The sequence below is a fragment of the Candidatus Woesearchaeota archaeon genome, from assembly GCA_003694805.1.
GTDB lineage: Archaea > Nanobdellota > Nanobdellia > Woesearchaeales > J110 > J110.
Window position 1 is genome coordinate 1 of record RFJU01000012.1, and the last position, 3,791, is coordinate 3,791.

General features: G+C 46.1%; 6 protein-coding genes and 1 tRNA gene. 4 read left to right on the forward strand and 3 right to left on the reverse strand.

Annotated features, from left to right (window positions below; genetic code table 11):
* Positions 1–12: 12 nt before the first annotated feature.
* The 3 genes from D6783_00360 to D6783_00370 form a co-directional block, all read right to left on the reverse strand.
* Positions 13–441 (reverse strand): hypothetical protein, encoded by a 429-nt coding sequence (locus D6783_00360; GenBank protein RME53930.1) that lies wholly within the window; start codon positions 439–441, stop codon positions 13–15.
* 89 nt (positions 442–530) lie between these two features.
* Positions 531–773: a hypothetical protein gene (locus D6783_00365; GenBank protein RME53931.1), complete on the reverse strand. Its 243-nt coding sequence runs from the start codon at positions 771–773 to the stop codon at positions 531–533.
* Complete coding sequence (locus D6783_00370; protein RME53932.1) at positions 763–957, reverse strand: hypothetical protein; 195 nt, start codon at positions 955–957, stop codon at positions 763–765. Before D6783_00370 ends, D6783_00365 begins: the two co-directional genes overlap by 11 nt.
* A 33-nt stretch (positions 958–990) precedes the next feature.
* Here D6783_00370 and D6783_00375 point away from each other — a divergent pair, with 33 nt between their 5' ends.
* The 4 genes from D6783_00375 (at position 991) to D6783_00390 (ending at position 3,547) form a co-directional block, all read left to right on the forward strand.
* Positions 991–1,359, forward strand: a complete 369-nt coding sequence (locus D6783_00375) for a hypothetical protein (GenBank protein RME53933.1) — start codon at positions 991–993, stop codon at positions 1,357–1,359.
* Entirely contained in the window at positions 1,356–2,339 is a 984-nt protein-coding gene (locus D6783_00380) for a hypothetical protein (protein RME53934.1), read from the forward strand. The genes D6783_00375 and D6783_00380 overlap by 4 nt, the downstream gene beginning before the upstream one ends.
* Before the next feature lie 197 nt (positions 2,340–2,536).
* Positions 2,537–3,319, forward strand: coding sequence for a hypothetical protein (locus tag D6783_00385; protein ID RME53935.1), 783 nt, complete (start codon positions 2,537–2,539; stop codon positions 3,317–3,319).
* Positions 3,320–3,416: 97 nt separating this feature from the next.
* Positions 3,417–3,547 (forward strand) — tRNA-Gln (locus tag D6783_00390).
* Positions 3,548–3,791 lie beyond the last annotated feature (244 nt).

Sequence of the window (3,791 nt, forward strand, 5' to 3'; positions counted from 1 at the left end):
CAAGAAGACCTTTCAGTAGGTTGTCGCATTTTGGGTTGAATTTGTATTTTGCCATTTTTTTGCTTCACGTATTCTTGGTATTTTTTTCCAACCTTTTTTTCCTTTGATAACGTCAATAGCGATAATGTTTTTTTGCTCGAGTTGTTTTCTTGTCTTGTTACCTTTTCTTCCACTCCATCCAAGAACGTTGTAGAGCGAGGAGATGCTGAGTGTTGGGTGCTCCTGTATGGCTGAGAGGAATTGCTGTTCTTCAAGAGATAATGTCGTCGTCGTTGTTGTAGCCTGCTGTTCTTCCTTGCTCGTTGTTCTGTGTAGGGGTTGCTCATTTTGTTCGGAGCACGCCGCAATAATTCCTGCCAAGAAGATGATGTTTGCTGCGTGCTTTGGTGATCTGCGCAAGGAAGAGGAATGGTTGGCCTCTCTGATAAGTGCTTTTTCCATGCAAGAAAGGGATTTTCCACCAATTTAAAAATATTGCTTAACTTCGGAAAACCTTGGGAAAACGCTGGAAATTCTTTTTTTTACAGGTTTTAGTTGCTGAAAAAACAGGGTGGTTTCTTGTTTTGGTTGTTTTTGCGGAAAATCTGTGGAAAACCACGGAAACTGTGTTTTTTGTTCTTCAAGGCGTGTTCAATTGCTTGTTCAATTGCTGTTTGTTCTTTGGTCAAGAGTGTGCTCAGAAGTAGTTGCTTAAGCGTTGGTTGGCTGGCGAGTCTGCTGAAAGGGGCTTTGGAGCATTGGCATCGAAGAAAGGTGAAGACGTTACCTAGCACAAGAGGTTGTTCGTTGTTTTACAAAATGAAAAAGAGATTTTGTGCTTCTCAAAAAAAGGTTAAGGAGGTCTGAAAAAAGAAGAAAAAAAGAGAAAAGGTTTTTTGTTTTAAGAGAGGCGTACCACACCTGAATGTTGAGCCGGTGTTTTTGGTTTGCAATACTGTGTTGGTGGGGGACTGCCAACGGTGCAGATGTGGGGGGGCCTGACTTGTTTCGTTGTCTCTTCTTTACGAGGTGGTGCTGGAACGGTATCTAAAAACAAAAACGTCCTGGAGGCGTGCAGGGGGTGGAAAAGACGTGGTTACGACTGTCCTTCTCTTCAAGCGTTCTTTAGGCGTCTCTTTCTTCTCTACGATTGTCTTCCCTGAGTACAATGTAAATGTTGTGTGGATTACTATAGGTAATATATTAGGGGCGAGATGTGTTTGGCTGTTCTCAAACGCTCAGGCAGTCAAGGCGGCTGTGTCGTCACCACTGCTTAAGAGAAAAGTTTTTAAAGACGGGGTTGTTCACTCCATTTCAGAATTCACGCAGTGTTTTGCGTTGAATGTGAAGAAAAAACCTTTACGCGGGGTGGTTAGATGAAAGGAACAATTGTTGTTGCGATGGTAACACTTCTCGCTTTAGCTGTTTTGAGCATGCCTACCGTGCTCGCAGCGAGCGATTGTGAAGAAGATACAGTGCCGCTCGTGACCATCTTCGATTGGCAGCAAGAGCGAAACTTGCGTGTAGACGATGTGTCACGGGAGCGATTCTTGGAACTAATTGAGAATCAAATAACGCTGAAGTTTAGCGGCCTTTCCAGCAAAGAAGAAGCGCTTTGCAGATACGAGGCGGCAATGGCTGAGCAGATAAGGAAAGAAGAAGAACGAGCGCAGAGAAGTGGAGTGGACGTTTACGATCAATTATTCGTTAAAGCAATTTATGACCCGTTCATGAAAAGATCAAGATCGGTTCGCAAGTACTCGCCGGCTGAGCTCAAAGCCCTCTTGCTCAATGATGTTGCAGTTGAGATGAGCGGTCTCAAACTCGTTGATGGCAGGGTTGAGCACGATTTGGCTGTGCTGGAAGCCTACTTGCAGGGAAGCGAACCTTCCGAGGCTGAAGAGGCCGTCGCCGAGGCTGCTGAGATGGCACAAGGAGGAGTTGCTGAAGAGACAGAAGAGACCCAGACTCCTGTTGAAGAAGAACCAGTAGCTGTTGATGAAGAGCAAGCAGCAGGCGAAGAGGAAGCAGTGCTTCTCAAGGACGTGGTCTGTGCAGATGACATGCTCACGTTCGTATTGACCAACCCGGAAGCTGAACCGCTCCACTTGGACCCTGCTGAAGTGCAGCGCTTGCGTGATGAAGGAGACGAGTCCGCCAGTGCGCTTTTCTTCTTTATTAACGACAAGCAAATCAAGACGTTGACTGACTTGTGTGGCGTGAGCGTCCTTGGCGCCGGTCAGGCTGTTGAGTGCAGCGGTGACGGCGACGTGCGGGACTTGCTCAATCCGGGGAAGAACGATGTTTCAGCGTTCTCTCCTGAAACGTTCACCCAAGTGGCTGTGGAGTGCACGGGCTAAGCAGTCAAATATTTTTTTTCTTATTCTATTTTTTCTTCGGTTCTTTTTTTTGCGCGTAGCAGGCACGTGATTCGAGATAAATAAGAGACACCCGGTCTGTTGGAATAAAAACATTCTTAAATACGAGAGGACTGTTGTGATTGAACGGTAAGATTGAACGGTAAAAGAGGGAATGGCGAGATTGCAGGGTGGAAGTTATGCCCAAGAAGAGCAAGAAAAAAAGGACGTTGCAAAAGAAGAGGCAGAAGCGTTATGAAGAGAAACACGTTGCGGTCGTTGTGGGTTTCGCAGTTGTTTTTGCTGCATTCGTTATCGCATCTCTTCTCGTTGTCTTTCAAGGCGGCAGTGGGGCTTGTGCAGGTCTTGAAAAAGGGAGGGAGCGGGACCTTTGCTTTCTTGACCTTGCCATGAACCTGTCAAACCCGTCCGTTTGTGGGAAGCTTAGTTCTGATCAGAAAGAGTGGGCTTGCTTGAGCGATTTGGCACGGCAAAGAGGGGAGATCTCCCTGTGTGACGAGATTTCCAACGAGCAGTTCTCAGCGTATTGTCAGGTCAGATTGGCAGTTGATAGCAAGGATCCTTCCATTTGCGAAGGGGTGTCTTATAACAAGGCAAAGGATGACTGTTTTAAAAACTTGGCCGAGCAGAAGAACGCAAGCAGTCTTTGTGCAAAAATTGAAGGGAAGACGCGGGCGAGGGAGTGCTGGGAGAATGTGGCCTTGCAAGTGGGGGATGCTGAGCTTTGCACGAATATTAAAGGAGACGCAGCACGGCAAGACGCGTGCACGTATGCTGTAGCGCTTGAAAACCTGGATTTTGGGGATTGCGCAGGGGTTTTTAATGAGTCAATACGAGATACGTGCTATTTTCAGGTGGGCTTTCGCACCTTGAATCTGAGCGTGTGCGACTTAATAAATGGGGTGAATGAGCGGGCTGCTTGTCGGTTCACGGTGAAATCGTGGCGAGGAGATGATGGGTGAGGGTGGCAGCAAGAAGCGGGCATAATAAACATTTATAAAGAGTGTGGGGTTTTTGGTTCTTTCCTGTCGGGAAGAAAAAGCGCTTCCTCGGCACGAGAGCCCCGTAGTGTAGTGGCCAATCATGCCGGCCTTTGGTAGCGTGGCGTGACCTGGACAAGCCTTGGTGGCGTGCTTCTTGGTCGGCGCTGGGGTGAGCCGGAGACCCCGGTTCGAATCCGGGCGGGGCTATCAAAAATTCCCGTGCGATTTTAGAGCTAAGAATTTTTTTAATTCTTTCACTAATATCTTTAAGTCAATTATTGAATGAGTATTTTATTTTTTAGAACTATTTGTATTTTTCTTTCTAGTTATTTTTTACTAGTTATTTTTTAGGTTTACTTGTAGAAAGAAGCCTGTATGTTAAAAATCCTGCTGCAAGAATGAATATTACTAGACATACAATTATTGTTCTAATAACTCCTTGATATTGCAA

What these genes read in the sequence shown, in the direction of transcription:
- D6783_00380 (RME53934.1), top strand. Translation starts at nt 1,356, where the DNA reads ATGAAAGGAACAATTGTTGTTGCGATGGTAACACTTCTCGCTTTAGCT.
- D6783_00385 (RME53935.1), top strand. Translation starts at nt 2,537, where the DNA reads ATGCCCAAGAAGAGCAAGAAAAAAAGGACGTTGCAAAAGAAGAGGCAG.
- D6783_00360 (RME53930.1), bottom strand. Translation starts at nt 441, where the DNA reads ATGGAAAAAGCACTTATCAGAGAGGCCAACCATTCCTCTTCCTTGCGC.